Origin of the sequence: Actinoplanes oryzae (assembly GCF_030757795.1) — a bacterium.
Taxonomy (GTDB): domain Bacteria; phylum Actinomycetota; class Actinomycetes; order Mycobacteriales; family Micromonosporaceae; genus Actinoplanes.
Map to the genome: position 1 here is coordinate 15989 of NZ_JAUQWH010000097.1, position 16905 is coordinate 32893.

General features: G+C 73.1%; 10 protein-coding genes and 1 pseudogene. 1 reads left to right on the forward strand and 10 read right to left on the reverse strand.

What is annotated here, in order from left to right; all coding sequences use genetic code 11:
• Positions 1 to 16: 16 nt before the first annotated feature.
• A complete protein-coding gene (locus RBH18_RS27295) occupies positions 17 to 2497 on the forward strand; it encodes a transglutaminase TgpA family protein (protein WP_306212727.1) in 2481 nt (826 codons plus the stop codon).
• 651 nt (positions 2498 to 3148) lie between these two features.
• Here the strand turns inward: RBH18_RS27295 and RBH18_RS27300 are convergent.
• From RBH18_RS27300 to RBH18_RS27345, 10 genes and pseudogenes are all read right to left on the reverse strand, one after another.
• Positions 3149 to 3538, reverse strand: a complete 390-nt coding sequence (locus RBH18_RS27300) for a DUF3040 domain-containing protein (RefSeq protein WP_305786309.1) — start codon at positions 3536 to 3538, stop codon at positions 3149 to 3151.
• 92 nt (positions 3539 to 3630) lie between these two features.
• Positions 3631 to 4926 carry a DNA polymerase IV gene (locus RBH18_RS27305; RefSeq protein WP_306212730.1) on the reverse strand — a complete coding sequence of 432 codons (1296 nt, stop codon included), beginning with the start codon at positions 4924 to 4926 and terminating at the stop codon, positions 3631 to 3633.
• Positions 4927 to 4936: 10 nt separating this feature from the next.
• The gene (locus RBH18_RS27310; RefSeq protein ID WP_306212732.1) at positions 4937 to 6085 is read right to left on the reverse strand and encodes an alkaline phosphatase family protein; all 1149 of its coding nucleotides are present in this window, start codon (positions 6083 to 6085) and stop codon (positions 4937 to 4939) included.
• Positions 6082 to 6828: a methyltransferase domain-containing protein gene (locus tag RBH18_RS27315; RefSeq protein WP_306212734.1), complete on the reverse strand. Its 747-nt coding sequence runs from the start codon at positions 6826 to 6828 to the stop codon at positions 6082 to 6084. The genes RBH18_RS27310 and RBH18_RS27315 overlap by 4 nt, the downstream gene beginning before the upstream one ends.
• Positions 6829 to 6900: 72 nt before the next feature.
• Positions 6901 to 10113: a S8 family serine peptidase gene (locus RBH18_RS27320; protein ID WP_306212736.1), complete on the reverse strand. Its 3213-nt coding sequence runs from the start codon at positions 10111 to 10113 to the stop codon at positions 6901 to 6903.
• A 96-nt stretch (positions 10114 to 10209) separates the two neighbouring features.
• The gene (locus tag RBH18_RS27325) at positions 10210 to 11259 is read right to left on the reverse strand and encodes a tartrate dehydrogenase (RefSeq protein WP_306212738.1); all 1050 of its coding nucleotides are present in this window, start codon (positions 11257 to 11259) and stop codon (positions 10210 to 10212) included.
• A 1-nt stretch (position 11260) separates the two neighbouring features.
• On the reverse strand, positions 11261 to 12856 hold the full coding sequence (locus RBH18_RS27330; RefSeq protein WP_306212740.1) for an SLC13 family permease: 1596 nt from the start codon (positions 12854 to 12856) through the stop codon (positions 11261 to 11263).
• Between the two features lie 49 nt (positions 12857 to 12905).
• A complete protein-coding gene (locus RBH18_RS27335) occupies positions 12906 to 13277 on the reverse strand; it encodes an SSI family serine proteinase inhibitor (RefSeq protein ID WP_306212742.1) in 372 nt (123 codons plus the stop codon).
• Positions 13278 to 13349: 72 nt separating this feature from the next.
• Positions 13350 to 16694 (reverse strand): error-prone DNA polymerase, encoded by a 3345-nt coding sequence (locus tag RBH18_RS27340; protein ID WP_306212744.1) that lies wholly within the window; start codon positions 16692 to 16694, stop codon positions 13350 to 13352.
• A pseudogene (locus RBH18_RS27345) lies at positions 16694 to 16905 on the reverse strand (DNA polymerase Y family protein); the annotation flags it as partial. The pseudogene RBH18_RS27345 and the gene RBH18_RS27340, both read right to left, overlap by 1 nt.

Genomic DNA, 16905 nt, shown 5'->3' on the forward strand with positions numbered 1-16905 from the left:
AGACAGGAGTGACACTGTGACGGGCCGGCGACGACTGGGCCTGGTGGCCGCGGCGGCGACGCTGCTGTCGGCCGCTCCCCTCTACGCGATCTTCGACACGTGGACGTGGCTGCTGCAGGCCATGCTCGCCGTGGGCCTCGTGGCCGGGGCGGCGGTGCTCGCGCGTACCCTCCGGTTCCCGGTCTGGGCCCAGGCCGCCGCCATGGTCGTGGTGCTGCTGTTCACGCTCACGTGGATGTTCCCCAGCGGCGAGGAGCTGCTCGCGCTGATCCCGGGGCCCGGCACGTTCGCGCACTTCGGCGAGCTGTTCACCGAGGCGGGCAACGACACCCGGTCGTACGGGGTGCCCGTCCCCGACCGCGAGGGCCTGCTCTTCCTCTCCACGCTCGGCATCGGCGGGGTGGCCGTGGTGGTCGACCTGCTGACCGTGGTCGCGCGCCGCCCGGCGCTGGCCGGCCTGCCGATGCTCGCGATCTACTCGGTGCCGGTCGCCGTCTATGTCGACAGCGTCCCCGTCGTGCCCTTCATCGTCGGCGCGACCGGCTTCCTGTGGCTGCTCGTCGCCGACAACGTCGACCGGGTGCGCCGCTTCGGCCGCCGCTTCACCGGCGACGGGCGCGACGTCGACGTCTGGGAGCCGTCGCCCCTGGCCGCGGCCGGCCGCCGGCTCGCGGTGGCGGGCGTCGCGGTCGCCGTGCTGCTCCCGCTGATCGTGCCCGGCCTCGACACCGGCCTGCTCAACCGGCTCACCCAGGTGGGGACGGGCCAGGGCGGCAACGGGACGGGCACCGGCGGCAACGGGCGCATCAACCTGGTCGCGTCGCTCAGCGGCTTCCTCAAGACCACGGCGGTCACCGACTACGTCAAGGTGCGCACCTCCGAGCCCGACCCGTTCTACCTGCGCTTCGGCATCGCCGACGTGCTGACCGAGAACGGCTTCAGCAACCGGACGCCGACCGGGCAGCCGCTCTCCCGGGGCGCGCTCACCGACCCGCGCGACGACCAGGGCAGCAACGGCGGCGACTACGAGGCCTACCACGCCGACGTGGAGATCACGAACGACTTCTCCCAGGCCCTCGCCCCGGTCTACTCGAGCCCGACCGCGATCGACGGCCTCGACGGCTCCTGGTCCTACGACGCCGGCGGTGGCGTGGTCTACTCCAACCGCAAGACCACCCGCGGCCAGAAATACTCGTTCGACTACGTCCGCGCCAAGTACACCCCGGCTCAGCTGCGCCGCGCCGAGGAGCTGCCCCGCGACGACTCCCGGGTGCAGCAGCTCGCCTCGACGCCCGAGGACCCCAAGGTCGAGGCGCTGGTCCGGCAGCTCACCCGGGGCAAGGACACCGAGTACGACAAGGTGCTCGCGCTGTACGAGTACTTCTCCAAGGAGAACGGGTTCTCGTACAGTCTGCAGGCGCCCGACCTGGACGACTCCTCGGCGATCGCCTCGTTCCTCGACAACAAGGCCGGCTACTGCCAGCAGTACGCCGCGGCGCTCGCCTGGATGGTGCGCGAGGCCGGCATCCCGGCGCGGGTCGCGTTCGGCTTCACCCGGGGCACCCGGGACGGCGACGCGTACACGCTCACCAACCGCAACGCGCACGCCTGGACCGAGGTCTACTTCGACGGCTTCGGCTGGATCCCGTTCGACGCCACCCCGGCCGCCGACGTGGTCGGCTCGACCCGCTCGGCCTGGGCCCCGGACAACGACCGCGTCGACGAGCCGACGGCCAGCTCGTCGGCCACCGCCGCCCCGGGCGCGAGCAGCTCCGCCGCCGCGGGCGCCGCCGACCGTCCCGACCGCGACCCGGAGTCGGGCCTCGCCGGCAGCACCGCCACCACGACCGACGCCGGCTTCCCGACCGGCGCCCTGATCGCGGTGGCCGTCGCGGCCCTGCTGATCGCGTTGCTGCTGGTCCCGGCCCTGCGCCGGGTCCTGGTCCGGCGCCGGCGCCACGCCGCCACCGAGCCCGTCACGGTCACGGCGGCCGCCGCGGCCCCGGGCGGCGGTCCCCCCGGCAGCGCCCCGGCGGTCACCGTCACCACGGAGTCGGTGCGCGCCCGCGAGGACGCCCACGCCGCCTGGGACGAGCTGGTCGACACCATGCTCGACTACCAGGTGACGGTCGACCCCACGGAGACGCCGCGGCACACGGCCCAGCGCCTCATCCGCCAGGCCGAGCTCAAGGCCACCCCGGCCGCCGACGCCGCCGTCCTGCTGGGCAGCGCCGAGGAACGGGCCCGCTACGCCCGCAGCCCCCTGCGCGGCGACGGCCTCACCGAGGCGCTCACCCTGGTCCGCAAGGGCCTCGCCGAGACGTCCGACAAGCGCACCCGCCTGCGGGCCGTCCTCCTGCCGCCGTCGGTGATGCTGCGCTGGCGCCTCGCCCTGGGCGACACGTCGTCGCGCTGGATGGCCGCGCTGAGCCGGATGCGCGACTCGGCGATCCGCTTCAGCCCGCGCCGCCTCCTGGCCAACCGCTCGGCCCGCTGACCGCGGGCCCCTCGCCCCATCCTCCTGGCCAACGCTCGGCCCGCTGACCGCGGGCCGAGCCCCCGCCGCCCGCTCGGCCGCTGACGCACCGGCGCCACTCTGATCCGGGGGCGCCGGTCCTGCTCTCCCGGCGGGGTCAAGCGTCCCCGTCGCCGCTCAGCGGGCCCGCATCCCGGCCAGCGTCGCGTGCTCGGGCATGGGCGGGCGCGGCGGCGGCCATCTCGCCGTCTCCGACTCCCTGGCCGCGGGCTCGCAGGCCCTGACCGGCACCGAGCGACCGGGGCGACGATCCTGCCCGGGACGGCTTCGCACGCGGGATGCAGCCTCGCTGACTCCCGCGGTCCTGTAGGCGCCATCGCGGGGAGGGTGACCCCGCACCGGCCCTGGCCCACGGGTCAACGCCATTCGCACGATGTCGTGTTACGCCCGAACCGCCTATAAGGCAGCAATCGCGCCGATAAGTACGTGTCGCCCGCGGCCGGGGCGACCGCAGCAGCCGACGAAGAGGGCCCCGCCGAAAGGCAGCACGCCGGGAAAAGCGGGAGGAAGCAGACGGCCGCCCCACACAGGCGAGGCGGCCGCGGAAAAGGCAGACGGCCGGCCCGCGGTGACGGGCGGCCGGCGGGAGGCGGTGGGGTCAGCGGCGGGCGGTCAGCGGTGTCCCTCGGGTCGCTGGCGCCAGCGGTCCTCGAGGCGGTCGATCAGGCCGCCACGGCGGGGCTGCCGGGTGCGACGGGAGGCGGTGCCGCCGACGGCGTGGAGGTCGGCGGGGGCGTTGCCCTTGCGGCGGCTCTGGACGGCGAAGGCCGCGGCCGCGAGCATGACGACGAAGCCACCGACGCCGAGCAGCGTGCTGCCGATCATCACGGCAAGAACCAGTAGCGCGAGACCCACCACGACCCCGAACCCGGCGACGACGAATCGCCGGCGGGCGTGGAACCGCGGGTCACTGTTGCGCACAGCCGAGGCGAACTTGGGGTCCTCGGCAAGCGACCGCTCGATCTGATCGAACAGCCGCTGCTCGTGCTCCGAGAGCGGCACGACATTCCTCCCCGGGCGCAAATCCCGGCCCCCGGCGGAGTCGCGCGGCGGCCGATGAAGCGAGACAGCCGACCGGCTGCCTTGGAGCAAGTCTACGAGGGGGTTGGCGGGTCGGAAAGCGGGACGACCGTCGAGTGCGGGTGATTTTCGGTTATCCGGCGCCCGGAGCGGCCCAGCAGACTGGCCGGACCGACGATCGAGCGCCCGAACCGGGCCGCCACGGCGTCCGCGGCGGCCTCCGCCTCGCGCCAGCCGCGCTCGGGCTCCCCCAGCGTGAGCTGCCGCGGAGCACCCGCCGAGGCGGTGAGGCCCTCGACGCGCACGCCCACCAGCCGGACCGGGTCGGCCGGGCGGAGGGCCTCGAACAGACTCCAGGACGTCTCGAAGATCTCGCGGGCCACATCGGTGGTCGCCGGCAGCGTGCGGGACCGGTTGACCGTGCGGAAGTCGTCGAGCCGGATCTTGATGGTGATCGTGCGGCCGGCGACCCCCGCGCCGCGCAGGCGGGCGCCGACCTTCTCGCTGAGGCCCAGGAGGCTGCGCCGGATGACGGCCGGGTCGGTGACGTCGACGTCGTAGGTGTGCTCGGCGCCGATCGACTTCTCCTCGTGCTCGGGGACGACCTTGCGTGGGTCGCGCCCCCAGGAGAGCTCGTGCAGGTGCGCGGCGGCGGCCTCGCCCAGGCTGCCGCGCAGCATCCGCAGCGGGGCCTTGGCCAGGTCGCCGACGGTGGTCAGGCCGAGCCGCTGGAGGCGCTCGGCGCTCTTGTCCCCGACGCCCCACAGCGCGCCGACCGGCAGCGGATGCAGGAAGTCGAGCACCTCGCCGGCCGGGACCACGATCATGCCGTCGGGCTTGGCCCGGGTGGAGCCGAGCTTCGCCACGAACTTGCTCGGCGCGACGCCGACCGAGCAGGTCAGCCGCTGCTGCTCGAAGATCCGGCGGCGGATGCCGGCCGCGATGACCGCGGGCCGCCCGAGCAGCCGCTGGGCGCCGGCGACGTCGAGGAACGCCTCGTCCAGCGACAACGGCTCGACCAGCGGCGTCACGTCGCGGAAGATGCGCATGACCGCGCGGGAGGCGGCCGTGTATTCCGGGAAGTCGGGCTCGAGGTAGACCGCGCGGGGGCACAGCGACCGGGCCCGCGCCATGGGCATCGCGCTGCGCACCCCGTAGCGCCGGGCCTCGTAACTGGCCGAGCTGACCACCCCGCGCGGCCCGAGCCCGCCGACCACGACCGGCTTGCCGCGCAGCTCGGGGCGCCGGCGCACCTCGACCGAGCAGTAGAAGGCGTCCATGTCGACGTGCAGGATCGTGCACCCCGCGTCGTCGGCCTCCGGCCCGAACCGCGGGTCGAACCCCTGGCCGATCGCCTGACTTCGTCCCACGCCCGAAACCCTAGATCGGGGGTACGACAGAAATCAGCAGCGGCACCGTCATCTCCGCCGCGGTCACCGACCCGTGATAGGCCACGAGCTTCCCGACGGACGGCGGCTCCCAGTCCCGGGCGGTCAGCACGATGTCCTCCACGCAGAGCACCACGACGTCCCCGATGCGGGCGGCATGGGGCGGCGAGACGGGCCCGAAAAGGCCCGAAGCAATGGCTTCGTCCCGCACCATCACCCGGGCAGACGCTCCCAGGGAGGACCGGAAGGCGTCCGCGACGTCGGAAGCAGCCCCGGGAGCCGTGTGCAGATAGCGCACCCGGGGCTCCCCGGCGACCCCCACCAGGTCGCCCGAGATGTCCGAAACATCGGGGCGAGCGTCGAACGGGATGTTCACCTGCCCATGATCCGCCGTGATCAGCAGCGCCGACCGCGGCGGCAGCCCGGCGACCAGCCGGGACACCAGCTCCTCGAGAGCCCCGGCCGCGGCGGCCCACTCGGGTGAGCCGACCCCGGTCCCGTGCCCGTGGTGGTCCAGGTCGGGGTGGTAGCCGTAGACCAGCCCGGGCGACGACAACGCCGCGAGCATCGCCGTGGCCAGGGACGACACATCGGCCGCCCCGGCGAAGGAGGCGCCGCGGTAGCACGCGACGGTCAGACCCGTACCCCGGAAGGAGGGCCGCGTCACCAGGGTGGCGCCGACCCCCGCCGCCCGGAGCCGCTCGAACCAGGTCGGCACCGGCTGCCACGCGACCGGATCGGGGTGGTGGCCCCACTGGATGTGGTTGAGCACCTCGCCGGACTCCTGCCGGACGGTGAAGCCCACGATCCCGTGCTCGCCGGGCGGCACGCCGGTCCCGATCGTGGCCAGGCTCACCGGCGTCGTGGAGGGAAAGCCGGAGGTGATCGTCCGGTCACCCAGCTGCCCGAGGATCGGTGCGTGCGCGGTCACCGACGGCAGCTGGTACGCCCCCAGCCCGTCGACCAGCAGCACGGCGACCCGGTCCACGTCGCCGAGCACCGCCCCGAGCCCGAGCGCGTCCACGGCCCCGGGCACCCCGAGCACCGCCGCCACGCTGGGCAGCACCTCGGCGAGGCTGCCGTGCCCGTACGCCGGCCGCACGAGCCCGGACCGCTCGAAGCCGGACGGCGAGGGGCTCACGGGCGGCGGGCGAAGACGTGCAGCTGCGACGCGATGTCCCGGAACGGCGGCCGCGCCGACAGGGCCAGCTCCAGCTCCAGCATCGCCTGCGGGTCGTCCTCGGTGACCGCGGCGGGCAGCAGGTCGGCCAGGACGCGGACGCCGTGGGTCTCCTCGACCGTCAGCCCGGCCGCCCCGAGCAGCTCCGCGGCACCCCGGGCGTCGTAGCGCCGGCGCAGCGTGTCGCGCCGCCCGGCCCGCCCGTCGGGGTCGTCGAGCAGCGCGGACGCCGACGCCAGGTGCCCGTTGAACGCCCGGTTGAGCACGGCGGCGGCCCGCCCGGCGACCAGCAGGCTGACCGCTCCCCCGGGCCGCAGCGCGGTGGTGATCGCGCGGACCACGCCGGCCGGGTCGTCGACGACCTCGAGGACGGCGTGGCAGAGGATGAGGTCGACGCTGCCCGGCTTGACCAGGCCGGCGAGCGCGTCGCCGTCGCCCTGCACGGCGTGCACCCGCTTGGCCACGCCCGCGTCGGCGGCCCGGCGGGTCAGGGCGGCGAGCGCGTCGGGGCTGGCGTCGACGACGGTGACGGTGTGGCCCAGCTCGGCCAGCGGCACGGCGAAGCCGCCGGTCCCGCCGCCGACGTCCAGCACGGTCAGCTCGCGGCCGGGCTGCCGGTCCAGCTCCCGGCGCAGCACCGCCCAGACGGCGGCCGTGCGCACGGTGACGGGCGGTCGGGGGGTACGCGTCGATGCGGTGTCCACCGTCGCAGCGTAACGGCCGTGCGCAGCAGAGGGGCGGCGAGCCGGAGCCCGCCGCCCCTGAGCACGGCCCGATCAACCGATCGAGTACGCCCTGATCACACTCTGCGTAGCGGTGCCCGCCGCCGTCACGGCCGTCGACCGCAGCGACACGAACCCGGAGCCGCCGGGATGCCGGATCACGGCCGTCCGGTGCGCCCCGGACCCCGTCACCGGCACGGCCTGCCACGTGGCGCCGTCGTCGTACGAGACGTCGACAGTGACCTTCCGCACCGCCGACGGCACCTGCTGGTCGATGTGGACGGGCACCCGGAGGGTCCGCCCGGCCGGCGCCTTGTTGAAGGAGTCGAGCGCCGGATCGAACCGGATCGCCGAGATCGGCAGCCGCGCGGGATCCTCGCCCGGCACGGAGGACGACCGGAACGTCCACGAGCCGGAAACCGAGGTCGACAACGTGTGCGGCGCCCCGCGCGAAGCGGTGGCCTCCAGCCGGTAGGTCGCCGGCTCGGCGGGCACAGCGAACTCGCCCCACACGTCCGCGTTCTCCCCGATCAAGGTGTCACCGCGGTAGAGCGCCGTCCGCGCCGACGTGACCACCGACCAACCGGGATGCCCCGCGCCCTCGCTGAAGAGCGGAATCCCGGCGTACACGGTGTCACCGAACCGGACCACGTAGTCGAAGGGGTACTGCGGCGCGACCACGCTCGGGGCGAAGACGGCCTTGTTCCACGCCTCCCGGACCGTCTGCCCGGCGCGCAGCGTCCGGGGCGGCGCCTGCGACCAGCTCACGTCGGTCGGGAAGTCGTCCGGGGAGGCGGCCGGGATGCTCTGGTAGAACACCGCCCGCCACTGCCCGCCGCCGTCGGTGTTGACGTGCTCGGTCCGCCGGAACGGCAGGTCGAACGGCGTGAAGACGGCCCAGAACCCGGCGCCGCCGAGCGTGCCGATGTTCGCCTTGGCGCCTTCCGTGCCCGGCGCCTCCTGGTGGTACTGCGCCTTGATGGTCGCCTGGTCCCGCGGCGTGACCGTCTTGGTGAGGCCGTGGAACATCCGGCCCTTCTTGAACCACGCGAAGTCCCAGATCTCCGGACTGTTCCGGGCCGCACTCGCCGCGAACGACGCCGCGATCGAGGCGTTGAAGATGTCGAGCGGCGCGGCCGGGGCGATCTGCCCGGTGTAAAGGGCGTGCGTCTCGTCGCCGAGTGTTCCGGCGCCGACGCCCCACTCGTCGCTGAGCCATTCGGCGGAGGTGGCGAGCATGGTGTTCACCGCACCGGCCCGCGGCGGGGTCACCCGCACCTGGCCGGCCTTGCGCGCGTCGATGCGGACCGGGTCCGCGTCGTCGACGACGAGCAGCGGCTGCGCGAGCAGCACCGAGTCATCCGAGCTGTCGATGAAGGAATAGACGCCGTAGTCGCCCGCGGGCAGCCGGGTGGTGCCGCCGGCCCCGCCGATCTCGAAGAAGCGCAGCGTCTCCTGGTCGAAGAACACGGTGTACGCCCCCTCGGCCGGCGCGCCGTCGCGCCCGGTCACCGTGACCGGCACGTCATAGCTCTCCGGCTCGACGTAGACACCGACCGGCGCCACGACCCGCAACCCGCCGGGACCGGTCGCGGTCAGATAACCACCCCGGTACGTCTCCGGCGACTCGACGCTCGTGTCCGACGTCACGGTCGTCGTGGCGGTGCCGCCGGCCGGCACGGTCAGCGTCGACGGCCCGGTGAGCGAGAAGAGCGCCGGCGCGTCGAGCGACAATGTCAGCGTGACCGCCGCGTCGCCGTCGTTGCGGTAGGTGACGGTCTTCGTCTCGGGCTGGTCGTCGTCGTGCGGCCACAGCCCGCCCGTGAAGCCGAGCGTGCCCTCGTCGACGGCGACCTCCTGGGTGATCGCCCGGGCCACGTCGACCCGGCCGGCGCCCTGCCCCTCGACCTCGGCGCCCGGCGTGGGCTTCGCGGCTCCCATGAGGACGGTCTTGCGCTGCTTCGGCGTCCAGTCCGGGTGCTGCTGGGTGAGGATCGCGGCGGAACCGGCGACGTGCGGGGCCGCCATGGACGTACCGGAAAGGCTGGAATAGCCCTCGACCGGCGCCGGGCCGCCGATCTGGTCGTGCGCCGCCCGGGCCGCGACGATGTCGACGCCGGGCGCGGAGATCTCCGGCTTGAGGAAGTTGTCGCCGACCCGCGGGCCCCGGCTGGAGAAGCCCGCCAGCTGGTCGTCGCGGTCCACCGCCGCCACGGCCAGCGCGGCGTCGGCACTCGCCGGGGAGCTCAGGGTCTGATAGCCGCCGGCGTTGCCCGCGGAGATGACGAACAGGGTGCCGTACTGCTGGGTCAGCTCGCCGACCGCGGCCTCGAGCGGGTCGATCTCCGGGGTGTCGCCGCCGCCGAGGCTCATGTTGATGACGGGCGCGCGGCTCGCGGCCCACTCCATGCCGGCGAGGATGGCGGAGTCGTCGCAGAACTCGGTGCCGCAGACCTTGCCGATCACGAGCTTCGCGCCGGGGGCGACGCCCTTGTAGCGGCCGCCCGACGCGGCACCGGTGCCCGCGATGGTGGAGGCGACGTGCGTGCCGTGGCCGACCGTGTCATCGGTGCTCGCCGCGTCGGTGAAGTTCTGCGACTCGGCGATCTGCCCGGCGAAGTCGGGGTGCGTCGCGTCGATGCCGGTGTCGAGCACCGCCACCTTGACGCCGGTGCCGTCGGGGCCCGCCTGCCACGCCGCGGGCGCCCCGATCTGCGGCACGCTGTGGTCGAGGCTGATGCGGCGCTTGCCGTCGAGCCAGATGCGGTCGACGCCGGCGCGCAGCGTGCGGTCGGTGGGCGCGCCTGTGGTCAGTGATCGCCAGAGCTCGGCACGGCCGGACGTGTTCGCCCGGACCGCGAGCATGCCGACCCTGGTCAGGTCGCGCGTCACCCGCGTGCCCGCGACGGCGGTCGCCGCCCGGGCCTGGCCGGCCCTGCTCCTCGGGTACGCCACCAGCAGCGGCAGCTCCGCGGCATCGGTCAGCGAGTCGAGGGCGAAGAGCCGCGCGTCGAGCCGCCCGGAGCGCAGCAGCGGCAGCGCGTCCACGGGGATGACCGACCGCCCGGCCGGCGTGGACGTGCTGAGAAAGCGCATCCCCTCGCGTCCCGCCGCGGGCACGACGGACACGGAGCCGTTGCCGTGGACGGTGACCCGGTCACCGGTGATCAGGATGCGGCTCGCCGTGGCGCGGGAGGGCGCCGGGGTGCCGGTGACAGCCGCCGTCGCCGGTGCGCTGACGAACGCCGCGGCCGCGGTGACGCTCACCGCAAGAACAGATATTCGTCGCACGTCTTCCCCCCGTCCGGCGAGGCGTCTCCCCGCCCAAGACATAGACACTGGCAACTATGTGACGGGTTGCACTCAGGTGCGACGGATTTCCGACACCAGCGCCCGGACGACCGTTGCGGTGTCCGCCGTCCCGCCCAGATCCGCGGTCCGGGTGTCCGGCCCGGCCAGCGTGGTCTCGACCGCCGCCAGCACGTCCGCCGCCGCCTCCGCGTGGCCGAGGTGCTCCAGCATCAGCGCCGCCGACCAGACCGCGCCGACCGGGTTGGCGATCCCCTTGCCCGCGATGTCGGGCGCCGACCCGTGCACCGGCTCGAACATGGACGGTCCGGACCGCGTCGGGTCGAGGTTGGCCGAGGGCGCGATGCCGATGCTGCCGGCCACCGCGGCGGCGAGGTCGCTGAGGATGTCGCCGAAGAGGTTCGACGCCACGATGACGTCGAACCGGTCCGGCTGCAGCACGAGCTTCGCCGCCAGGGCGTCGATGTGCTCGGCGTCCCAGCGCACGTCCGGGAAAGCGGCCGCCCGCTGCGCCACCACCTCGTCCCAGAACGGCATGGTGTGCACGATGCCGTTGGACTTGGTGGCCGACGTCACGTAGGAGCGGCGGGTGCGCGCCAGCTCGAACGCGAAGTCCGCGATCCGTGACACCCCCGGGCGGCTGAACACCGACTCCTGCACGGCGAACTCGTCCGGGAAGCCGCGGTTCATCCGGCCGCCGACCTCGCTGTACTCGCCCTCGACGTTCTCCCGCACCACCACGAAGTCGGCGACCGCGTCGCGCACCGGGCTCGCCACGCCCGCGAACGTCCGGATCGGACGGAGGTTGACGAACTGCCGGAAGGTGCGCCGGATCGGGATGAGCAACCCCCAGAGCGAGACGTGATCGGGCACCCCCGGCCAGCCCACCGCCCCGAGCAGGATCGCGTCGTAGCGCCGCAGCGTCTCCAGGCCGTCGGCCGGCATCATCGCGCCGTGCTCCGCGTAACGCCGGCAGGACCAGTCGAAGTCGTCGTAGCTCAGGTCGAGGTCGTGCTTGCCGGCGACCGCGCCGAGCACCTCCCGCGCCGCCGCGGTGACCTCGGCGCCGATCCCGTCGCCGGGGATCACGGCGATCCGCGCCATCTCAGCCGCCCAGCCCGACGACGGCGACCATGAGCGGCAGCAGCAGCAGGATCAGCGCGGCACCGAGCACGTCGAAGGACACCCCGGAGCGGATCATCGTGGTGATGGGCACCGCGCCCGAGCCGTAGACCACGGCGTTCTGCGGCGTGGAGACCGGCAGCATGAAGCCGAAGGACGCGGCGAAGGTCGCGGCCAGCGCCGGCACCAGCGGATCGATCCCGGTGGCCGCCGCGATCGGGATGATGATGGGGACGACCACCGCGGCGGCTGCCGTGTTGCTGGTCGTCTCGGAGATCACGATCGCCAGCAGCACCGCGAACGCCGTGACCGCGAACGTGCCGGAGAGCCCGAGCACGTCCGCGCTGGAGTTGCCGATCCGCTCGGCCAGCCCGGTGTCCGCCAGCAGCGAGCCGAAGATGATGCCGGTGCCGAAGAGGAGGATCGTCCCCCAGTCGATCCGCGCCGCGTCGCTCCAGTCGAGGGTGAACCGCCGCTCGCGCCAGTCGGTCGGCAGCAGGAACAGCAGCGAGGCGCCGAGGACCGCCACGACGCCCTCGTTGAGCCGGCCGCTGACGGTGTCGTACACCTCGGAGTCGCTGCCCGCGATCAGCGCGACGACGCCCGGGGTGATCCACAGGACGACGGTGACGACGAAGGCGACCAGCGTGTTGCGCTCGGCCCGCGACATCCGGCCGAGGCGCTCGCGCTCGGTCGCCACATACTGCTCGACGCCGTCGATGCGCTTGAGCTCCGGCTTGTTGAGCAGCAGCAGGACGACGGCCAGCACGATGAACATGCCGAGGCAGAGGGGCGCCGCGACGGCCGACCACTCGGCGAAGGAGATGCGCTCGCCGGTCGCCTCCTCGATCAGGCCCCGGCCGATGAGGTTGGGCGGGCTGCCGACCGGGGTCAGGAGACCGCCGACGCTGGCCCCGTACGCCAGCATGAGCAGCAACGCCGCACCCACCCGCAGCCGCGTCGGGTCGAAGGTGGCGTCGACCTGGCCGCGGTCCTGCAGCAGCTTGGCGATGACGGTGAGGATGCCCAGCGCGGTCGGCAGCAGCATCGCGACGGTGGCGGTGTTGGAGACGAAGGCGGACAGGCAGCAGGTGATGACGCCGAAGGCGATGATCACCCGGGTCGTGGAGCGGCCGACGCCGGGCACCGACAGCAGCCGGAAGGCGAAGCGCCGGGCCAGGCCGTGCTTGAGCATCGCCTGCGCGAGGATGAACGCGCCGATGAACGTGAACACGGTGGACGAGCCGAAGGGCGCCAGCACGTCGGCCGCCGGCGCCACCCCGAGCAGGACGATCAGCGCGACCCCGAGCAGGCCGCCGACCGGGATGGGGACGGGCTCGGTGACCCAGGCGACGATGACGCCGAGCAGGATGCCGGCCAGGGTCTGCTCACTGGGCGGCAGGTCCAGCGGCAGGGCGAGGAAGACGAGGGTGACGAGCGGGGCGAGCACGAACCCCGCGGTGCGCCGGGCTCGCTCGAAGCGCTCCTCCTGCGGCGAGAGGCGCTGCTCGCCGAGGCTGCGATAGGTGGTGCCGCCGAGCAACGCCTGCTCGACGTCGGTCCGCTCCGTTGTGGACATGCATCGATGCTAGGAGGCGGCACCCCAAGGTCAGTAGGGCGCTTTGTCATCAGAATGCCATGACAGCTCCCATGGCCTGGCGCATCGCACACGCGTTGCCGAAGGTCTTCGACCAGGCGACCTGACCGCCGCGCCAGGTGCCCTGGATCGTGGCGGTCACCGGGTCGTACTGCATCGTGCACATGCCCGCGCGCGGCTTGAGCTTCGCCGGGTCGCCCTTCGCCGCGGTGAGCGCCTTGCACGCCGCCGCCTTCTGCGGGTGCGGGCCGGCGGCCGGCTTGCAGCGCAGCTCGACCGCGCCCGCGTAGCCCGCCGCGGCGGTGTAGCTCAGCTCCAGCCGGCTCTGCCCGGCCTTCGCGGCGGCGGCGGGACTCGCGGCGAGCGCCAGCAGGACGGCGGACAGGCTCAGGCTGCGGATCATGGTGTCACTCCCTCGACGTGGTCTCTACCCCGGCTAACGGTGTACGCCACAAAAGGTGCCGTAAGGGAATAATCACCGAAAATCCCGCGATGCCGGCGTCACCGGCGGGGTGAGCGTCTCCAGCCGGTCGGCGACCAGGTTCAGCACGCCCTCCGCGGTCTTCTCGAGGATGCCGCGCACCAGCAGCGCCGAGCTGGTCCGCGCCACCCGGCGATAGCGCTGCCACAGCCCCGGCGAGCAGGTGACGTTGAGCATCCCGGTCTCGTCCTCCAGGTTCACGAAGGTGACCCCGCCCGCGGTCGCCGGCCGCTGCCGGTGGGTCACGATGCCGCCGACCCGGATCCGGGTGCCCTTCTCCACCCTTCCGACCTTGGCGATGGGCAGCGCCTCCCGCCGGTCCAGCTCGGCGCGGAGGAACTGCGCCGGGTGCGAGTCCGGGGACAGACCGGTCGCCCACACGTCCGCGACCAGCTTGTCGACGTCCTCCATGCCGGGCAGCGCGGGCGCGCCCGTCCCGGTGACCGTGCCCGGCAGCCGGTCCGGCCGGTCCTGCGCCGCCGCACCCGCCGCCCACAGCGCCTCGCGGCGCGAAAGCCCGAAACCCGCGAAGGCATCGGCGGTCGCGAGGGCCTCCAGGTGGGCGGTCGTGCAGCCGGTCCGTCGCGCGAGATCCGCCATGTCCCGGTACGGCCCCCCGGCGCGCCGTTCCCGTTCGATCCGCTCCGCGAGGTCCGCCCCGAGCGTGCGGACACTCGACAGCCCCATCCGTACGGCCGGCCCGCCGAGCCCCCACATGTGCGGCGGCTCCCCCGGCCCGGAGCCCCAGCGGGTGCCCGCGCCGGATTCGAGGGTGGCCAGGGCGTCGCTGAGGTTGATGTCGGGGCGGCGCACCTCGACGCCGTGGCGGCGGGCGTCGTCGACCAGCGACTGCGGCGAGTAGAAGCCCATCGGCTGGGCGTTGAGCAGGGCCGCGCAGAAGGGGGCGGGGTGATACCTCTTCAGCCAGGCGCTGGCGTAGACGAGGTAGGCGAAGCTCATCGCGTGGCTCTCGGGGAAGCCGTAGTTGGCGAACGACGACAGCTTGTGAAACATCTCATCGGCGAGGTCGCCGGTGATGCCCCGCTCCTTCATTCCCGCATAGAGCCGCTGTCTGATTTGTTCCATCTTCTCGGTCGACCGCTTGGACCCCATCGCTCGCCGCAGCTGATCGGCTTCCGCCGGGTTGAACCCGGCAACGTCGATCGCCAGTTGCATGAGCTGCTCTTGGAACAGCGGCACGCCCAGAGTCTTGGCCAGGGCGTTCGCCATCAACGGGTGGGGAACGGTCGGCGCCTCAAGTCCGTTCTTCCGTCTTATGTACGGGTGGACCGAACCGCCCTGGATCGGCCCCGGGCGGATGAGTGCCACCTCGACGACGAGGTCATAGAACTTGTCCGGCTTGAGCCGAGGCAGTGTCGCCATCTGGGCCCGGCTTTCCACCTGGAAGACACCCACCGAGTCGGCCCGTTGGAGCATGTCGTAAATTTCCGGATCGTCCAGGCGCATGTCGCCGAGGTCCAGCTCCAGCTCGATCATGTCGTACGCGTAGTGCAGCGCCGACAGCATCCCCAGCCCGAGCAGGTCGAACTTGACGAGCTCGATCGCCGCGCAGTCGTCCTTGTCCCACTGCAGCACCGAGCGGCCCGGCATCCGCCCCCACTCCACCGGGCACACCTCGATGATCGGCCGGTCGCAGATCACCATGCCGCCGGAGTGGATGCCCAGGTGCCGCGGGAAGCTCTGCACCTGGTTCGCGAAGTCGACCACGTGTGCCGGGATGTCCTCCACGTCCACCGCGGCGACGCTCCCCCACCGGTCGATCTGCTTGCTCCACGCGTCCTGCTGCCCGGGCGAGAACCCGAAGGCCTTGGCCATGTCCCGTACGGCCGACCGGGGCCGGTAGGAGATGACGTTGGCGACCTGGGCGGCGTGCTCGCGGCCGTGCTTGTCGTAGACGTACTGGATGACCTTCTCGCGCTGGTCCGACTCGATGTCCACGTCGATGTCCGGCGGCCCGTCGCGCTCCGGGGCGAGGAACCGCTCGAACAGCAGGTCGTACTCCACGGCGTCCACATTGGTGATCCGCAGCGCGTAACAGACCGCCGAGTTCGCGGCCGAGCCCCGCCCCTGGCAGTAGATCTTGTTCTCGCGGCAGAACCGCACGATGTCGTACACCACCAGGAAGTAGCCCGGGAAGTCCAGCTCCTCGATCATGCGCAGCTCGTGCTCGATCTGCTCGTACGCCTTCGGGTGCGCCTGCGGCGGCCCGTAGCGTTCGCGGGCGCCGCGCATGGTCAGCTCGCGCAGCCAGCTCATCTCGGTGTGCCCCGGCTCGGGGATCGGGAAGTCGGGCAGCTTCGGCGCCACCAGGTTGAGGTCGAACGCGAGCTCCCGGCCGTACATCGCGGCGTTCTCCACCGCACCCGGGTACGCCGCGAACAGCCGCTTCATCTCCGCACCGCTGCGCAGGTGCGCCGTCCCCGCCGCGGGCAGCCAGCCGTCGATCTCGTCCAGGCTGCGCCGGGCCCGCACCGCCGCCAGCGTGGTCGCCAGCCGCCGCCGGCCCGGGGTGGCGTAGTGCACGTTGCCGGTCGCGACCACTTCGACGCGGCGGCTGCGGGCCAGCTCGTACAGGACGTCGTTGCGGTCGTCGTCGTCCGGGTCGCCGTGCGCGGTCAACTCGACGACGACGTTGGCGCGGTCGAAGAGGTCGATGAGCCTGTCCAGCTCGTAGGCGGCCGCCTCCGGACCCTGTCGCGCCAGCGCCTGCGGCACGCTGCCCTTCCGGCACCCGGTCAGGACCAGGACGTGGTCCCTCAGGACCTCCGCGACCTGCTCTGTTCTCCCGTACGAAGGCCGGCCCTTCTCGCCGCCGTCCAGTTGCGCGCGCGAGATCGTCCGGGCCAGCCGCGCGTACCCCTCGGTGCCGTGCGCGAGGGCCAGCAGGTGCGTGCCCTCCGGATCGGCCTCGCCGTTCTGCGGCTTCGTGAGCCCGAGCGACAGCTCCGCGCCGAAGATCGTGGGCAGCCCCAGCTCCCGCGCCGCCTGCGAGAAGCGCACCACCCCGTAGAACCCGTCGTGATCGGTCACCGCCAGCCCGGTCAGCCCGAGCCGCGCCGCCTCCTCGGCCAGCTCCTCCGGATGGCTCGCGCCGTCGAGGAAGCTGAAATTCGAGTGGCAGTGCAGCTCCGCGTACGGCTCGGCGGCTTGCGCTTTGACGAAGGCCGGCGCCTCGTACGGCTGCCGCTTGCGCGACCACGCCGGCGAGTCCCCGCCGTCGCCGTCCACCGCGAGCGGGTCGACGACGTGCAGGTGCCGCTTGCCGGTGAGCTTGCTCTCCAGCTCGCCCCAGGAGATGTCCGGATTGTGGAAACTCATCAGTCGTACACCGCTTCCACGGCCCAGTGACCGCTGCTGAGGGAGAGAAGAAAGGCCCGCCCGTCCGCGACGGCGATCTGGAACCGTGCCCGGCGCCCGGCCTCGGCCGGCGCCCACCAGCGCTCGTCCACCGGCCACGGCCCGGCCCAGCCGGTGATCTCCAGCTCCTCGCGCCCCAGCACCAGGACCCGGGGCGCGCCGGTGATCTGCA